The following is a 17,316-nucleotide window of genomic DNA, read 5'->3' as shown; positions in this document are numbered from 1 at the left end:
TTATCCTAAAAGTCGTCCGATGTTCCTGAAAAATCACCTGTTATTGCATTGGCTCTGACTTGCGCTAAATAATCAATCGTAAGCAAAATCGCCAGCTCTGCGCTCTCTTTAATCGGATTTGCACGACGACCAAAATGGGTGGTGTAAATCCGAGTCCCGTTTACCTCTAAGGTTAAAACGGTTCCAGCCTGTGGAAACACTGTCTCATACAGAGTGACGTTAAAGCCTTGGGTAAAGGGCAGTTCGCGCCAATAGCTTGAGTAGTAAAAGCCAAAGTCCTTACCAAACCGAGTCAAGGTTCTATCTATTACTAAACCACTAATTTCAATGTCGTTATCGGCAATAGTGATAGGGGAAGCCAGCAGCAGGAATGGACATAAAACGTAAGTAAGCAGACGCTGTTTTAACTGTTTCACTTATCCCTCCTTAACCTTTTTAATCGAACCTTAAAAACCGCGCTAACCTCTGTTAGAACAAGGTGAGTTTTAACGCAAATTTTCGATAAAACAGGTTAACAGGGTTAAAGATCTCCCGTCATTACGCTGAGGGGCAAATTAGCCCGAAGAGCTAAGGTAAAAATGCAAAAATAGCCCATTTGACTAATACACCAAGAGGCTGTTGAGGATAGGAGTTATGCATTAAACAAGCGGATAAGATAAGCAATAAAAATGCGACTTAAGAGTCGCATTACGGTGTTAATTCAAAACGCGAGCATTATTGTGGCAACCATAGTCGAACCAACAGGCCACCGTCACTGCGATTATGCATGCTAATACTGCCATCGTGGGCTTCGATAATTTCACGGCACAAAGGTAAACCTAAGCCTGTACCCGATTGTTTTGTTGAGTAAAACGGCAGTAGCGCCTGCTCTAATACTTCACCAGACATACCTGCGCCGCGATCCTCAATCACAATACTAAAACCTCCACCATCCACTAAGGTTTGATACCGAATCGATAGAGTGACATCCTCGGGGTTTGAGCCAGATTCATGGGCGTTTTTAAGTAAATTGAGGAGCACTTGCTCCATCTGTCCTTGATCGAAAAAACCATCAACCTCAGGTAAATCATGAATGAGTTTAAAGGGATAATGCTGAGTTAACTGGGCAGTAAATTGCCCCCAATTCACCTGACGCCGTTGTGGGAGCGGCAACTTAGCAAAACGGGCATAGTTGAAGATAAACTGGCTTAGATGACTGGTACGATTCTCGATAGTATCGAAAATCAAAGTTAACTTCGGATTATCAATATCTTTGGTGAGCAGTCGGCCGGAGTTCACCATAGAGGCGATGGGCGCGACTGAGTTATTGAGTTCATGGCTAATAATACGGATGACTTTTTTCCATACTGCCACCTCTTGACGATTGAGCTCGCGGGTCATCTGCTTGAGCAAAATCAAGTTATGCTGTTGGTTATTCAATAAAAATTGGCCGCGACTTAAATACCAAGTTTCCACATCATCTTCACCCATGGCGAAGAGTCCGTTCTTTTCATGTTTAAGCACCAAGGCCAATACTTCGGGCAAATCCACCAGCAATTCATCTAGGCTCAAGCCTTCCATTCTGCCCTTTTTATGAAATAGGTGACGCGCCGCATCGTTGGCATAAATGAGCCGCTGATGATCGTCCAGTAACAACATCACATTGGGAGAACTTTGAATCACCTTATCCAGTAATAACTCCCGCTGGTAAATGTACTGCCTTTCTTGGCGCAATTTTGCCGCCGAATGGTTAAATAACTGCGCTAAGGTTTTGAGCTGACCTTCGCCATGTTCAGGAATACTCACACTAAAGTCATTATCACTAAAATTTAGCAAGCCGACTTCAAGGGAATCTAAACTGCGCCTGAGATGTCGAGTCAACCAAGCAATACCTAAACCACAGACAGTACAAGCGAGAAACAACACGAACAAACCTTCACCTAAGGTCAAACTCGATACACGATCTCCCTTCGCTATCTCAGCGGATATCGCAGGAGATACAGGTGCTTTGGGCGGTAAAATGGATAGCGGTTCTACACGTAAAGGCTCAACCACATGAGGAATAGAATTAAACAGCCCTTCTTTAAGTTGTTCTAACTTGAAGAGTTTTATTTGTAACTGCTCTTGTTTAAGTTGTTCAAGCTTTTGCAGCTCGGCCTTAATCTGCTCGGCCCTCTGGTGCGCTTGCATCGCCGCAGCCTCCTGCAATTGCTCACTATTGTTAAGGGCGAGTTCGATGGAGGCGACCGTTTTCTCAAGCTCTGCAAAATCCAGTTGCACATTCACATCAGGGATTTCAATCGTGTTAGACGTGGCAACAGACGAAGCATCGGGTGAGATATACTTCACCAAAGCAAAACTCAGCAAGACGCCAAAGGCGCAGCAAGCCATTGAAAAAATGATAAGTTTAGTTCGAATTAACACTCAGATTCCTTAATCGATAGCCTTTACCCTAGCATCTGCACTTAGCCTATGACTTATCTAAACCAAACTTGTCCATCCGCCGATACAACGCTTGGCGACTGAGTCCAAGCGCTTTTGCCACCCGAGCAATTACGCCATGATGCTGTTTTAACGCCGCTTCGATATCTTCTCGGCTCACGTCTATCGCCTCATTGGCATCTGACACTTGGGCACGAACAGACTCATGATAAAATGCGGTATTTACGGGGATGGAAGCGGGCGAATAAACAGGCAGAGGATCAGACAGTCTCAAGCCAGATAGCCGCGACTCAGATACAGCCGAAACACTGGAAGCAGATTTGATGACACTCGCAACAGGTGCCAAACCAAAGTCAGCCTCAGTCAGCACATGGCTTTGCGCCAACAATACCGCTCGCTTACAGGCGTTTTCAAGCTCGCGCACATTTCCCGGCCAGCGGTGCTGTAATAACGCCTGCAACGCAGGTTTACTCAAGCTAAAATCGCTGCCAATAAAATGCTGCACTAAAGGTAAAATGTCATCGGTGCGTTGATTCAGCGGTGGCAACGCCAGTTCGATAACATTTAAGCGGTAAAACAAATCCTCACGGAATCGCCCTTCAGCGATATCTTGGGCCAGATCCGCATTGGTCGCACTGATCACCCGCACTTTTACTTTCTGGGTTTTATGGCTTCCTAAGCGTTCAAATTCGCCAGTTTGTAGCACCCGCAATAATTTCACTTGCCCAGATAACGGCAAATTACCAATTTCATCTAAAAACAGCGTGCCGCCGTCTGCCGCTTCGAAACGGCCAATACGCGCTTTAGTCGCGCCAGTAAAAGCGCCCGCCTCGGCACCAAACAGCTCGGCCTCTAATAAATCCATCGGCAAGGCGCCGACATTAACCTTAATAAAAGGTTTGTTTTTTAAGGGTGAATTGGCGTGGAGAATATCGGCAAGCTTGTCTTTACCCGCGCCATTGGGGCCAGTGATCAAGACCGACACATCGGAGCGCGCCAGTTGCAAGGCTAAATCAATGCAACGCTGCATAGCACCGCTACCAAAGACAATACCGCAGAGATCCGCATCGGCGATCGCCACTTGGCGTTGATGATTCACCCGCTCCAAGCGGTGGTTAGCACGGGAGAGTTTATAAAGCGCAATCAGATTAGTGATGCTATTGAGTAGCTTAGCGTCATCCCAAGGTTTGCCCATATAATCGGCAGCGCCCGCTTTGACTAATTCAACTGCCGTTTCGAGTTGCGTCCACGCCGTCATCAAAATAATCGGCAAATCCCCTTGGCGTTCGCGCAGGGCGTAAAACAGCTGCCGACCTTCCTCACCCGAGGTGGTATCTCGGGTAAAGTTCATATCTTGGATCACTAAATCCACATCTTGAGTCGCCAATAACCCAAGGGCGTCCTCTGGGCTATGGCAAGTCAGCACCCGATAATCATTGAGTTCTAGCATCAAACCTAGGGCTTGGCAGATGGCATGATTGTCATCGACGATAAGGATAGTATCCATAAGTGTGAGTGTTGTCCTAAGTAAAACTGTTAACCGTAAAGTAACAAAAAGTGCAATAACATCCTATTGTTATCGCACTTTTGTCGAGCTTTTATCGTACCTTGAGTAACATCAAATATTCCGCTATACGCTGCGAGTTGCGGTTGCTGGCGAAATATTTGCCGCCTTACGCGCTGGCAAGTAAACCGCTAACGTGGTGACAATAAACAAACCTGCCACAGTAATTAGTGGGTAGCTTAAGTCCAACATAGGCAAGCTATAGATTTTCATCAACTGTTGGCCTAACTGTATCGCTAACAAGCCGCCCAGCACGCCTCCCGCTAAGCAAATCAAATAGTTCTCCACGAGGAAGTAACTGATAATATCGCGCTTTTTAGCCCCCAATGCACGGCGGGTACCTATCTGCTTAGTGCGGCGCTGGATATTAAACATCACCATGCCCGTTAAACCGAGCGAGGTGATAAGCAATAACAACACCACCATCATAGTTAACACAGTAATCATCAATTTATGATCTCGGTATGAGCTATCTTTTAAGGCCTCGATTGACTTAAAGCCATCGAGCACTCGGTTTGGATTCTCGGCCAGCAGCGCTTTTTTTATCGCGTCTTTAAGCTCGGCGTGAAACTCAGGTTTGGCCCGTACCATGTAAGAACTGCTGCCATAATCCACATTTTGAATCACACTATTTTCAAGGCTAGAACTGTCAATCCACGCGCCTTGTAGTTTTTCGACTACGCCAATCACAGTGATCTGCGCATCCTTACCTTCATACAACACTTTGCCAAGTGCGGATTCATCAGGCCAAATGGCTTTGGCTAACACACTGGAGATGATCGCTAATCGGCTAGGGCTATCGAGGTTATCCTTAAGTTCATGGGGGTAAAAGTTACGTCCCTCAATCAGCTTAATGCCTAAGGTCTCAATGGTGTGATCTGTCCCTAAATACATGGCAAATTGCGGTGTCGATTTAGCGCTATCGGGGTCGGGGCCCAGATTTAACGTGCTCGACCAGCCGCCACCGCTTAACGGCAACATATTGGTTGAGGTCGCATCAATCACATTGGGTAGCCCCCGCAAAATTTGCTGATCAATTTTGTTTTGCGCGGTTTTATCAATCAATGGATCGAAGTTGAACAAGCTAAAGGTCAAGACTTCTGACTCTTTAATCCCTGAATCACGCTGCATCAGGGCTAAACGCTCTTGAATAATAAAGCTCGCATTCGCCACAATTGCCACAGACAAGATAATCTGAATAAGCAGTAAGACTGGACCGCTTTTACTGCGCAATAAACTGCTGAGAATAGGTTTAATATGCAACATAATGAGTCCCTTACTGGCTTTTTAGATAAACGCTAGGTTTAGTGCGACACACCACCCATGCGGGATACAAGCCAGCCAACAAGGCTGTGCCTACCGCAATACTTGGGGTGATAATCCACATACTCGCCGATAAATGGGTTAACCCCTTCGCGACCTCAAACTGGGCCGATAACCCATAAAGCGAAGCGTAGGCCCAAGCGAGTCCCAGCAAACCACCGAATAAGCCAATCATGCCCACTTCCACCATATATTGAGCGAAGATTTGGCCACGGCTAGCGCCGATTGCACGGCGCACTCCCACTTCGGGTGCGCGCTTGAGGAACTTTGTCAGCATTAAACCTAATATATTGACTAAACAAACACTTAAAAACAGCGCACTCAAGCCAACCAAGATTTTATTGTCTTCGGGCACCACATGATTGTATTCAAGCCAAGTTGCCACATCGGATACTTTGACTGAGTCAGCGGCAGATTTATTATCCGTAAAACGGCCCAGGGCTTTTTGCTCCGCTACATAATTGCTGAGCCAAGAACGGTAACTGGCTACTGCGTCTTTATTTGGTAACTCAACCCAATACAGCAGCCACACTTTTTCAGAGTTAAGGCGATCACTGTAACTATTCATCGTCTCAAACTTCCAACCCGACGTGTTACCCCATACATCAAACTCTTCGATAGGTGTCAGCGAAAACGGTACAAAAATTTGTTCCGTGTCGTTAAAGGCACCGTTAGTGGGATCATAATATTTAGGCTTAGGATCCCAAGCATCAATCACCCCAACCACTTGATAAGGTTTACGATTAAGATAGATAACTTTGCCAACACTGTTTTGACCCGCAAACAACTTTTGATTGAGTTTATCGTTAATCACCACTTGATAAGCAGGTTCAGTGTCGACGGATTTATCCCACGCATTACCGTACAAAAATGGCACGTCAAACAGCTTAAAAAAGTCACTGTCCGTCACCCGAATGCTTTCTAAAATAGGCGCAAAATTGGCATCCTCCGTTTGCACTGCCATCCCAGTGCGAAACATCGCAGCTTGGCGTTTAGGTAAGGAATTGTTGCGCAGATTCATCGCGTCTTGGTAAGTCACTAACGAGTTTAACTCATCCCAAGAATCAGGACCTTGGCTCCAAAGCTGTACCGCATTTAACTCATCAGAGCGTTCACCCGCAGGATTAAATGACATCATCTTGTATACGTTTAACGTAGTAATCGTGATACCAATACCAATCGAAATCGCCAACACCATCAACAGCGACAGCACTGGGGTTTTCTTAATGCTGCGCCAAGCTAAATCAACATAATAAAAGAACATAATGCATATCCTTAACGGTCGGCGTTGGCGACAAGTTTGTCGATATCAGTCGCAGCAGTGATGTCACTGACATGTCGATGACCTTGATGATACATAGTAAAGTCACACACTTGACCATCGACAATTTGAATGTTGCGTTGGGCGCGTCGAGCGAGTTCAGGATCGTGCGTCACCATGATAATGGTCGTGCCCGCTTGATTGATATTTTCGAGTAATTCCATCACTTGACGTGCCATTAGGCTGTCGAGGTTTCCCGTAGGTTCGTCGGCGAGTAGGAAACGTGGCTCCCCCGCCAAAGCACGAGCAATCGCCACCCTTTGTTGTTGTCCACCCGACAACTGAGTAGGTAAATGTTTAAGCCGTGAAGCTAAGCCCACTTGTTCTAATGCCTCTTGTACACGACGTTGACGCTCCTTGGCATTAAAACCACGATAGCGCAGCGGCACTTCGATATTCTCTGCTAAGTTAAGATCGGGAATTAAGTTAAAACCTTGGAAAATAAAGCCAATTTTTTCATTTCGGATAGTGGCGCTCTTGTTATCGCTCAAGTTAGACACGTTAATCCCATCGAGAAAATAGTCGCCGTGGGTAAAACCTTCGAGTAAACCTGCAATATTTAAAAAGGTGGTTTTACCCGAGCCAGAAGGACCTGTGACTGCGACAAATTCGCCTTCGTTCACCTCGAGGTTAAAATCGCGCAGGGCGTGGGTTTCTACTAAATCCGTTTTAAAAACCTTGCTCACATTCTTCATTGATAACATGTTAATTTCCTTTAAATAATCAAATCTATTTTGCGCCCAGACTCTGCGTCTACACCTTAGGCATCGACTCATGTACGACCGTAATCAGCACACCTTTATCAGCCAAAGAATGGCTCAACGACACACTCTAAAAACCACATAAAAGCGCCCAGCATAAGGTTGGCAGTTTCGGTAGAAACCTCACCCACTTGGCGAAACTCATCCAAAGGATTGCTCCATTCCAACAAATTGAGTCCGAGGAAAAACCAGCTATTGGCCTCACCGATACTTAGTTCCACCGCAACCACCAGTAATAATAAGGCTAGTACTCCAAACATTTTGGATGACATCAACACGCTGATATCAAATTGTTTATCACGCATATCCGGCTCCTATTCTTATCCATGTCGCAGCAGGTTTCGTCATTCACCTTGATCACTGCGCTGTTAAATTCATCAGATTGGTTGTTTAATAATTTACGAATATCGGTCATCAATGAATTCTGACCTGTTCGGCGTGATTAAAGGGATCAACACTTGAAATAACCCACTCATCTCCGGCTTTGCCACCATCAAGCACTTCGACTTGGCTCAGGCTAGTACTGCCGAGCTTAACCTCACGACGACTGGCTAAATCGCCCTCGATTTGATAAGCCACATTACCCCCACCGCTGGTCATAAAGGCGCCGCGTTTTACCATAAGAACATTAGGTCTGTGCTCTAATAACACTCGGGCCGAGATGCGTTGATTCTGGCGCAGTGTTAGGCTGTCGCTTTGGTCAAATTGCACTCTTGCGGTCACTTCACGGTTACGCACTTCTGGGGAAATTGACGATAACTTGCCCATTAACTTAATACTGCCAAAACTCAACTCGACTTCCATGCCTAAACCCAGATCATCCGCATAGGATTCAGGCACGGCTAACTCAGCCTCATAGGCGCTTAAATCCACAACAGTTAAAATCGGTTGGTTAGCGCTAAGACGGGTTTTCTGCTCGGTAATCCAGTTACCGATAATGCCGTTAACAGGTGCAATAATATTCAAGGCATCGACTTGACGTTCTAATTCACGCACCGCGAGAGTTTGACGCTCAACTTCTAGGGCTTTGTTTTTAATTTCAAAGGTTAACGTATCTTTCGTTAACGCCACTTCTTGCTCGGCATGCTTAAACTTCAGCTTGGCTTTGTGTAAATCATCTTTGCCCTTTTCATAATCAATCTGGCCAATAAGCTGACTTTGAATCAGCTCCTCTCCGCGTCGGCTTTCCCTATCCGCCGCTTCAAGATCGACCGTTGCGATATCTAAGGTTTGATAAGCTTGTAATTGATCGCGTCGTGCATCCAACTTAGCGCGCTCTAATGCACTCTCCATGCCCGCTAATACGGACTTGGCTTGCGCTAGCTGATTAGTGAGTCTTGGACTATCGAGTTTGGCGACCACATCGCCCTTATTAACAGTATCGCCAGGATTGCTGAGCAGAGTCACAGTACCTTCCTCTGTGCTATACAAAATAGGCGCATTGGCCGCCACGATTTTACCTGTGGTCGCCACATCGCGGGTTAACGTTCCAACGAAGAGTTTTGCGGTAGTGATGTCGCTGCGGCTTAAGGATTTGCTCACGCTATCAGTGCCCAAGCTCGCCCAAACTAAGGCGCTGACTAATAAGGCGCAACCGCCAATGATCAGCGGTAACTTAAGACGTTTAGAGGTAGATGGCACAAGTACTGTATCTTGGCCGCTAGTATCTTTAATCATGGCTTTACTCGCTTCCCTGTTGGAATCATCAGTGCCGGAACGCAATCAACGGACACTATTGGAAATCTATACCACAGAGATAGCAAAGCCTATGCCAAATAGTTAAACACATTATTATTCAAAACTTTAAATTAAAATTATTGATAGAAGTGTCCGCGGACACTGGGGTTTAAATCGAAAAGTGTCCGCAGCAGATTAATCAAAAGTGTCCGATGCTAAAAACAGCGATATAGCGCGAGCCATGCTGCTAAGCGTTTCAATTACATGTCCTAACAGATTTATTGGCCGAAACTACCGAGTTTCCCTTTACAGTAAAATCCTTGCCACATAAGATCCTGCCACCCTCGCAGCAAAAACGATCAAAAGACCAAACCCTATGACTACAATAACAATCACTCGCCCAGACGACTGGCATATTCATTTAAGAGACGGCGCCCAGCTTAAAGATACAGTGCGCGATATCAGCCGCTATATGGGCCGCGCCATCGTCATGCCAAACTTAGTGCCCCCCGCTATCGATACTGAAACCGCACTGGCCTATTACGATCGCATTAAAGCGCAGGTGCCCGCGGGCTCACAATTCGAACCTTTGATGGTGTTGTATTTAACCGACAAAACCAGCCCAGATGAAATCCGCAAGGCTAAAGCTTCGGGTAAAATTGTTGCCGCTAAACTCTACCCAGCGGGCGCGACGACTAACTCAGATTCCGGCGTAACCGATGTTAAAAACATCTATCCCGTACTCCAAGCCATGCAAGAAGTCGGTATGCTGTTTTTAGTCCACGGTGAAGTCACAGATTCAGCTATTGATATTTTCGACCGCGAGCGTGTCTTTATTGAAAATATCCTCAGTAAAATTGTCGCCGATTTCCCAGCGCTTAAAATCGTGCTTGAGCATATCACCACCAAAGATGCAGTCGATTTTGTCACTCAAGCCTCAGACAATGTGGCCGCGACTATCACGGCCCACCATTTGCTGTATAACCGTAACCACATGTTGGCTGGCGGTATTCGTCCGCATTTTTACTGCCTGCCAATTTTAAAACGCAACACCCACCAGCAGGCGTTGTTAGGTGCAGCGGCAAGCGGCAGCAAGAAGTTTTTCCTCGGTACAGATTCAGCGCCACACGCCAAGGATAAGAAAGAAGCGGCCTGTGGCTGCGCGGGTTCCTACACTGCTCATGCTGCCATAGAGCTGTATGCCGAAGCCTTCGAGTCGGTCAATGCGCTGGATAAACTCGAAGCGTTCGCAAGCTTTAACGGCCCAGACTTTTACCATCTACCACGTAATACCGATACCATCACGCTGGTCAAAAAGTCATGGGATGTCCCCGCCACTTACCCGCTTGGCGATACTAACGTAGTGCCTATTCGTGCTGGAGAAGCCATTGATTGGCAAGTTGAGTAAGCCTTAAGTCTTTAACATCAAGTCGCCTACGGGCGACTTTTTTATCAGATTTTGATTTTTAATCAACAATCGGTCAGTATCCTGCGCTTAGAATACGGCCCTTACTTATCACCTTTTAAGAGAAAATCAGTATGCCCACAAGGATGTTATTCTCCGTTTTATCTTCAAGCCTGTTGCTGACCGCCACGATCTCTTTGCCGACCTTTGCGGCCAATGAACTCACAGGGATCTGGCAGGGACAGTTAGGTAAAAGCAAGGTCAGAATTTGTTTTAATCAATATGGAACCGGCAGTTATTACTATCAACGCTACTTAACGCCGATAAGACTCGAGCAGCAAGATGAACTGTGGAAAGAAGAAGGCAATACAGGAAATTGGCAGTTTGATAGTGTCACGCCACAAAAACTGAGCGGCCATTGGTTTAAAGATACCGCGAGTAAATCGTTACCAGTGCAACTTGAGCGAGAAATCAGCCCAGATAAGGTCGAGGATTGTGGTGCCGATGCTTACAATCTACCGCTAGAAACCACGCCAAAACTCAGCCGAGGTAAATGGCAAAGCTACGAAAATATTGAGTATCGCCCGCTGACTTTTGGCACAGATGTAGGTATCGAATTTAAAGGCCCACAAACGGGTATATTGGCAATTAATCAATGGCTTGAACATAAGCTCACCGATGAAGTCCAACTAGCACAAACCTTTGACACTCGCCGCAGAATGCTGGCACAAATGGGCAGTTTTGTAACTGACGAAACCTTTGCCGAACCGATTTTTATTAATCAGCATTGGCTCAGTGTGCGCCTATATCGCTGGGCTGCAGGTTATGGCGCCAATGGTATCAGCCAAGAATTTGTGAGTTTCTCCCTTACCGACGGCAAACCTTTCCACCCGTGGCAGTGGTTTCTCGCCGATACGCAACCACGAAGTATGCTCGTGGGTATGAGTCATCCTTTACCCCCAGCATTAAGAGACAAATTGTTTACTGGCAAAGCACCGGACGCAGAATGCCCCACATCAGACGGCTCGGGATATTACCAGCTCACCCTTGAGCCAAAGGGGATCAAATTCTGGGAAACGCCCCGCGGCGATGGCTGTGAAAATGAGTTTATCCTCAGCCCGCAAGAAGCCATGCCCTATGCCACCCAATGGGGGAAAATACAGCTTAAGCTATTGGAATAGTGTACTTAACTGAGAAAATATTAGAGGGAAAGAAAGCAGTCATGGCGATGATAGTAGCGCGACGACAAGCGCTCTTTCCCTCCCTACACAGCAATGCATTTCGAGATAATTCATTTCAGTAAGGAATCATCTTTGAGCAATTTAACCGCAAAAATAGCGACACCCGAAGCCTTAGTGCAAGCTCAGCTTGAAGCATAATATTTGAGCAAGGAGTGCCTACTACCTTGAAAAACACCGATGGTAGGTGTGAGAGCATTGAGAATTATAGATAAAAAAGGAGTTATCGATGAAGGAAATAGATTTTAATCAATTGCAAAATATAAATGGGATCTATTATGAAATAGATACACAAATACCTTTTACTGGGAAAAGTAAAAGGTATTATAAAAGTGATGATTGTGACGGATATAGGGAAATAACTTATAGAAATGGTCTAGAAGACGGTTCTTTTAAAACATATGATGAAGATGGTTTGCTATTGTTCGAAGGATCTTATAAAAATGGGTTGGAAGAAGGCCCTTACAAAAAATATTATGAAAATGGCGGAGTGGAGAAGGAAGGAAGTTATAGAAATGGATTAGAAGAAGGCCCTTACAAGATATTTTATAAAAATGGCGCTGTAAGGCTTGTAGGGAATTATAATAATGGATTAGAAGATGGTCCTTATAATAGATATTATGAAAGTGGGAGGATATTGAGAAAAGGAACTAAGAAAAATGGACTTCCAGAAGGAATTTGTGAATCATATTATGAAAATGGTCAATTGTGGGGAGTGGTTTTCTGTAAGGATGGTAAGCAGGAAGGCCTTTCTAGATATTATTATGAAAGTGGTCAGTTGTGGTGGGAGATGACGTATAAAAGTGGTTTGGAAAATGGCCACTCTATACATTATTATGAAAATGGAAAGGTCAATTGTGATGCAATTATTGAAAATAATCTAAAAGAAGGTCCATATAAGCGATATTATGAAAGTGGTCAATTGATGGAGGAAGGGACTTATAAAAATGACTTATTAGAAGGAGTCCTTAAAAGCTATTGTGACGATGGGCAATTAGCATCTGAAGAGATTTATAAAGATGGTCAATTAATCATGGTAAAAAATAAATAAAATTTAAATCTGCAATTCACTGAACCAGACTTATCTCGTCTGGTTCCCAGGGTAATCGCGTAAATGTTCATATTTTGTCCGCCTTGGCAAGCCCAGCCATTAATATCTTTTCAAGAAATGCGGTTTTCATCCAAGCTCGATTTCTTTTGGTCACTAGACTCGACTTGCTCGGCTATGCATTGAGCATATAAGCGAAAGTCAGGACTCCCATAACTCTTTTCTGCTTTATTATCAATATTATCAAGACATCCATTGTTCATAGCCTGTACCTTAAGCATCTAAATGTGCCCATATCACCTCTAAGCTATTGTCGTGCTTTGTTTTTGACTGCTTGCTGCGATAACATTTGGTGGTAATAAATTCTATTGCCCAACTCAGATCGGCCTTGAACTGCGTATTACCACGCATGGCAGTAAAAAAAGCGGACAGCCATGAATTTTTTAAGAATCAACCATCTGACATACAAAGGGATTAACCCAAATTAAGCACCATCATGGAAGTGACAGTCCGTGGCATGGTCGCTTATTCACATACATGTGATCGCGAGATTAGTATGTCCTATATAGCAGATGCCACGTTCGAGCATCCAGGGACGGGCTTGCTGCGTGTCACTGGAATGATAGTGCTTAATGGATATGGGAATTAAAGCTCCAGCAATATTTACAAACACACAAAGGATTAAGTTGGCATCCAAACTAAACTGCGGACAAAACTGAGTATTCATGATCTCACGCTGCGGTAGATAGCATTAACTCACCAAAAGATTTTTTGTTTACGAAAAAGTCTTAACCAAACATATCCTCATTGATCAAAATAGGCTGAAAGAGCAAAATGCGCCTCTTGAAGCTGTATGCCAATTCGACTAACGCTCCTGTGTCTATGGCAAAATTAAATGTGTTGATTATGTGAAGGTAGGTGCAATGGATAGCTCAATATTAGTTTTTGATTCAGGTTCAGGTGGACTGACTGTCGCGGCCGAAATAAAAAAGAGAATCCCCAACATACGGCTGAGTTACGTCTCTGACGCTGGCTTTTTCCCGTACGGAAAAAAGCCGCACGATATACTTAAAAAGCGAATTTTAGATGTTATATCCAAAGCAAGCTCACTGACTCAACCCGATATCATCGTTATCGCCTGCAATACAGCGAGTACCATTGCGCTAGACTTACTTCGTGCTGAACTCAATATACCTATTGTCGGCGTTGTCCCTGCGATAAAACCTGCCGCTTCGTTATCAAAATCAAAGGTAGTGGTGGTACTTGGCACTCACACCACAGTGAACTCAGCTTATGTGAAGATGCTGATCACTAATTTCGCCACAGAATGTAAGGTTTTAGTAGAAGACTCTGAAGTGCTGGTTCTCGCCTCAGAGCAAAAACTTCTCGGCAATGGGTTTGATCCCGACATTGTAACCCAGGAAATTCAGCGTATTTTTAGCAAACCCGATGCGTTTAATACCGATGTATTAGTGCTGGCTTGTACTCACTTTCCACTTATCAATGCAGAAATCAAAAATGCCCTTCCCCACCACTTTACCGTCATTGATTCTGGATTAGCCATTGCTAATCGAACGCACTCATTATTAAAAATCGAACACCAAACGTGTAGCCCGATACTCGATCCAGAAATAACGTTTTACACCACTGGGAATGTAGATTCAGAACAAGCGAAACAAAGCAAAATTGAAGCACTGCTTCAGTGCTCTATTAAATTTAAGCAGCTGTTATTGTAATATTTTTAGCTCATTTTCTTTTAAAACCCGTTTTCAAAGAAATCTAAATGATTACCCTAAAAGACACCCGTGAAATAAATGCTATATCGCATCGCTGATTGTTAAACATTAGATCTTAACAGGCCGCTATTGCGGCCTTTTTTGTATCAGCTACTTCCTGAAGTGCTTGTCTTCGCATAAAATTCGGCCCGTTTACTGGTGCGCATGAGGCGCAAGTTATCGGTGTAAAAGGTGTAGTTAAATGGAACTTTCGATTCGCAGTTTATTCACTGCAGCGGGCATGATGTTGTTATCCTCTTTAACGGTTATTCCTGCGGCAAGCGCTGCGGGCAAAGCCGTCCATCCCACTGTCGATTTACCGAATGGCCAATGGCTTAATTTTCACCAAAAAGACAATCAAGTGTGGAGCGAAATGTCCGACGGCGATGCGCCCGGGGTACATCTTGATGATTATGGTGCGGCTGAAATTGTGGCCGTTTTTTACTATGACTTTGATAAGGGTGGCGACAAAGAAGTCGTGGTCATGCTTAAAGATACTGATGGTCAGCATTTACGGGGTTATGGTTTTGAGGATTCAAAGCTCACTAAGCTACCACACCTTCAAGTTATGCTGGATGAAGTCGCCCCGACGTTATCGTCATTTACCGTCAGCGACACCCGCAAAGTGTTAAACCAAATTCCGCCACAGCAATATCGCATGACCTATGATGTTGAGGCGATTGAAGATCCCGCCATTAAAGCGATTATCGATGGTTCAACCAAGCTCAAACCAACCTTAATCGGCTATCGCAATGCTAAAGGTTTACCCGCCGATGTGAAAACCGCGGACGAATATAAATTACGTTATCCCCTCACCCGCAAAGATAAAGATGCCCAAGGCCGCGAGCATCAATACAGTTTAGTGACCCACTTTTATCGCAATGATTATCGCGAACAACAGGGCAGTTTTGTGTTGGTGAGCGTTGTCTTTGAAGCCGATGATGTGGACTGGCTAAACAGCGGTGAGGGTGAGATCCCAAAAACGGGCCCAGCTTATGATTATATGAATCTCGGTGGATCTTGGGCTGGACTTGCGCTTGAAAGTCATTATGCCCAAGGTGTGCTCGATGGCCCCTATATCGCCTACGATAACCGTAATGCCAATATCATGTTGAATGGTCAGTACAAACAAGGCAAAAAAGTCGGTAAATGGATGGAGGCTGACGGCCAAACAAGCTATTGGGAAGGTGAATATCTTGACAGTAAAAAGCAAGGTAAATGGATTGCACAGTCCATGTTCGATGAGGTAGATAACTACGGTTTTGCCCATTACAACCAAGGAGTACTCGATGGCCCCTATGAAATCTATGAGCCCGAATATGGCGCAGACACAGGGGATAAGCGATTGTCTGAAAAAGGCATTTATCGCAACGGCGTCAAAGACGGTGAATGGCTTGAGAGCAATGGCAATAAAGGTCACTATCAAAACGGCATTAAACAAGGCCATTGGGTAGATAAAGTCTCGCTTGGCGAATACCGCAACTATGTGGGTAACGGGGCTTACCTTGATGGCAAGCGCACTGGCCCTTGGGTATTTAAAACTGACAAGAAATCACGGATCGAAGTGACTTATCTCAATGGATTACGCGAAGGTGAAGAAAAACTAATCAGCGATGAAAATGTACTCTTTGCCAATAAGCATTATAAGCAGGGCCTGCTCGATGGTCAGAGTATTTGGTACTCAGCACAAGATGTAGTTAGCGGCATTAGACACTATCGCAAAGGTGAATACCATGGCATGCAGGCGATATTGGATCCTAACCATAATCACCGGCTTATGGAGTTAAGTCATTATGAATATGACGAAACCTTGCCCGTCAAGCCCTCTCAGGACGAGTGCATAATGCGAGAAAATCCCTATAGCAATGACTGTAAGGACATACTAAATCCCCCCTTTAGAAATACGCCATCGATTAAGCATGGGGAACAATATTATTATGATAGTAAAGGAAAATTATACAAATTTTCTGACTACCATCATGGCAACCTCATCAAAGAATATGAATTCGATGAAGAGGGGCATGTCCAAAAGTTGCAAAATAATGAACAGGGGCAAGACAGTCAAATCAGCATCCGCTATAAGAAGGATGGCGGTTATTCACTGTCCAACTACAGCGACAATGAGCAACGTGGCTGGACATATGAAATCGATAACAAGGAGCGATTACTGTCCCTGAAGTATTACCACGATGGTGAGAAAAAGGGGTTTACCATCCGCTATAACACAGATGGAAGTTATGCGATTACAGAAAGGTAAACATTAATATCGAACATCAGGCACTGCTTATCCTTTTATCCTAATAGTTAACTCAAGACCTTGAAGACAATTACCAGCAAAAAGGTAAAGTTTAAAATTGGGATATAGGGTAATGCAGATGCCCTTGATTAAATTGACCGATATAAGCCTAATTTAAGTGCGCTTTATTCAGGCTAAGTAAAAATGGTTATTTTACCAATCACTTAGTTTGTTCTTGTTAATAAATGTAATGGCGCGTCATCACTTAAATAAATATCATCCACCAGATATAGCTTATTAGGGTCTGTTGATCTTTGCTGTACAAATGTTGTTCAGCAATATATCGGCAGCCACATTAACATAAACGCCAGTGACACCATACTGGCGTAATTTCTTGCTAGCTTGTCATATCTTGTTGATATTGCTCGATAGTGCTTAATTCTTCCAAAAGCATTCTCCACTAAATGTCGATACCGATATAAGCACCAATCGACTCTTTCTTGAGGTGTATTCTTATAGCGGCGCCTTGGAATAACAGATTTCCCGC

The 17,316-nt window shown here is 44.5% G+C and carries 14 protein-coding genes; 5 read left to right on the top strand and 9 right to left on the bottom strand.

Translation table 11 applies throughout. The annotated features are described in order from the left end of the window. Window positions 1-5: 5 nt before the first annotated feature. From L5M11_RS01630 to L5M11_RS01595, 8 genes are all read right to left on the bottom strand, one after another. The gene (locus L5M11_RS01630; RefSeq protein WP_105251642.1) at window positions 6-416 is read right to left on the bottom strand and encodes a curli production assembly/transport protein CsgE; all 411 of its coding nucleotides are present in this window, start codon (window positions 414-416) and stop codon (window positions 6-8) included. Between the two features lie 298 nt (window positions 417-714). After that, window positions 715-2,403 (bottom strand): sensor histidine kinase, encoded by a 1,689-nt coding sequence (locus L5M11_RS01625; protein WP_263191163.1) that lies wholly within the window; start codon window positions 2,401-2,403, stop codon window positions 715-717. A 46-nt stretch (window positions 2,404-2,449) separates the two neighbouring features. Then, the gene (locus tag L5M11_RS01620; RefSeq protein ID WP_263191161.1) at window positions 2,450-3,928 is read right to left on the bottom strand and encodes a sigma-54-dependent transcriptional regulator; all 1,479 of its coding nucleotides are present in this window, start codon (window positions 3,926-3,928) and stop codon (window positions 2,450-2,452) included. Window positions 3,929-4,051: 123 nt separating this feature from the next. Next, window positions 4,052-5,251 carry an FtsX-like permease family protein gene (locus L5M11_RS01615; RefSeq protein ID WP_028761693.1) on the bottom strand — a complete coding sequence of 400 codons (1,200 nt, stop codon included), beginning with the start codon at window positions 5,249-5,251 and terminating at the stop codon, window positions 4,052-4,054. A gap of 10 nt (window positions 5,252-5,261) precedes the next feature. Continuing rightward, a complete protein-coding gene (locus tag L5M11_RS01610; protein WP_263191160.1) occupies window positions 5,262-6,572 on the bottom strand; it encodes an ABC transporter permease in 1,311 nt (436 codons plus the stop codon). Window positions 6,573-6,583: 11 nt separating this feature from the next. Continuing rightward, window positions 6,584-7,333: an ABC transporter ATP-binding protein gene (locus L5M11_RS01605; protein ID WP_028761691.1), complete on the bottom strand. Its 750-nt coding sequence runs from the start codon at window positions 7,331-7,333 to the stop codon at window positions 6,584-6,586. A gap of 98 nt (window positions 7,334-7,431) precedes the next feature. Further along, window positions 7,432-7,695: a hypothetical protein gene (locus tag L5M11_RS01600; protein ID WP_028761690.1), complete on the bottom strand. Its 264-nt coding sequence runs from the start codon at window positions 7,693-7,695 to the stop codon at window positions 7,432-7,434. A gap of 109 nt (window positions 7,696-7,804) precedes the next feature. Beyond that, a complete protein-coding gene (locus L5M11_RS01595) occupies window positions 7,805-9,067 on the bottom strand; it encodes an efflux RND transporter periplasmic adaptor subunit (protein ID WP_263191158.1) in 1,263 nt (420 codons plus the stop codon). Window positions 9,068-9,443: 376 nt separating this feature from the next. Between L5M11_RS01595 and pyrC the strand changes: the two genes are divergently transcribed. The 5 genes from pyrC (at window position 9,444) to L5M11_RS01570 (ending at window position 16,790) form a co-directional block, all read left to right on the top strand. After that, window positions 9,444-10,475, top strand: a complete 1,032-nt coding sequence (gene pyrC / locus L5M11_RS01590) for a dihydroorotase (RefSeq protein WP_219251151.1) — start codon at window positions 9,444-9,446, stop codon at window positions 10,473-10,475. Window positions 10,476-10,606: 131 nt separating this feature from the next. Beyond that, window positions 10,607-11,653, top strand: coding sequence for a hypothetical protein (locus L5M11_RS01585; RefSeq protein ID WP_263191157.1), 1,047 nt, complete (start codon window positions 10,607-10,609; stop codon window positions 11,651-11,653). 286 nt (window positions 11,654-11,939) lie between these two features. Continuing rightward, a complete protein-coding gene (locus L5M11_RS01580; protein WP_263148797.1) occupies window positions 11,940-12,761 on the top strand; it encodes a toxin-antitoxin system YwqK family antitoxin in 822 nt (273 codons plus the stop codon). A 905-nt stretch (window positions 12,762-13,666) separates the two neighbouring features. Beyond that, window positions 13,667-14,494, top strand: coding sequence for a glutamate racemase (murI, locus tag L5M11_RS01575; protein ID WP_263186667.1), 828 nt, complete (start codon window positions 13,667-13,669; stop codon window positions 14,492-14,494). Between the two features lie 241 nt (window positions 14,495-14,735). Next, complete coding sequence (locus L5M11_RS01570; protein ID WP_263191155.1) at window positions 14,736-16,790, top strand: toxin-antitoxin system YwqK family antitoxin; 2,055 nt, start codon at window positions 14,736-14,738, stop codon at window positions 16,788-16,790. Window positions 16,791-17,101: 311 nt separating this feature from the next. Here the strand turns inward: L5M11_RS01570 and L5M11_RS01565 are convergent. Continuing rightward, a partial coding sequence (locus L5M11_RS01565) for a transposase (RefSeq protein WP_263191153.1) occupies window positions 17,102-17,316 on the bottom strand: 215 nt, incomplete at its 5' end.

Source organism: Shewanella sp. SM87 (genome assembly GCF_025653705.1).
Taxonomy (GTDB): Bacteria; Pseudomonadota; Gammaproteobacteria; order Enterobacterales; family Shewanellaceae; genus Shewanella; species Shewanella oncorhynchi.
This window is presented reverse-complemented; position numbering and strand designations above follow the sequence as displayed.